The sequence below is a fragment of the Streptomyces polyrhachis genome, from assembly GCF_042663125.1.
GTDB classification, from domain to species: domain Bacteria; phylum Actinomycetota; class Actinomycetes; order Streptomycetales; family Streptomycetaceae; genus Streptomyces; species Streptomyces polyrhachii.
The window spans coordinates 1-671 of record NZ_JBHSZO010000095.1 but is presented as its reverse complement, the minus strand read 5'-3'; the positions used below and the strand labels follow the sequence as shown (position 1 = coordinate 671).

1 protein-coding gene is annotated in these 671 nt (G+C 71.8%); it reads right to left on the bottom strand.

Annotation, left to right across the window (positions count from 1 at the left end):
- The coding region (locus ACFQLX_RS25720) for an AMP-binding protein (protein ID WP_386418933.1) at positions 1-671 on the bottom strand (671 nt) is incomplete at both ends.

Genomic DNA, 671 nt, shown 5'->3' with positions numbered 1-671 from the left:
CGGCCGACCAAGATAACCACGCGCCACACCACTACCACCGATATACAACTCACCCACGACCCCGGCGGGTACGGGCCGCATATCGCCGTCCAGCACGTACACCTGCATGTCGTCCAGCGGTCTGCCGATCGGCACCGCCGCCGGGACCGCCGTCTGCGGATCCATGCGGTACGTGGTGGCGAACGTCGTCGTCTCCGTCGGCCCGTAGCCGTCCACGACCGCGAGTTGTGGGCACGCCTCGCGCACCTGGCGCACCGCGTCGGCCCGCACCGCGTCGCCGCCGGTCCACACCTCGCGCAGGCCCGCCATGCACCCCGGGTCCTCCTGCGCGAACAGGTGGAACAGCGCGGCCGTCAGCCATACCGCCGTGGTCCCGTACGCCGCGGTGGTCTCCCGTAGCAGGGTCGGTGTCACGGCCTCCTGCGGGGCGATCGCCACGCGGCCGCCGGAGAGCAGCGGCACCCACAGCTCGTACGTCGAGGCGTCGAACGCCTGGGCGGAGTGCAGCAGTACGCACTCGTGCCCGTCCGTGAACCGGCTGTCCGAGGCGAGCGCCGCCACGTCGGCGTGGGTGACGGCCACGCCCTTGGGCCGGCCCGTCGACCCGGAGGTGTACATCACGTACGCGAGGTCGTCGCAGGTCCCGTCCGACTCGACAGGCGTGTCCGGAC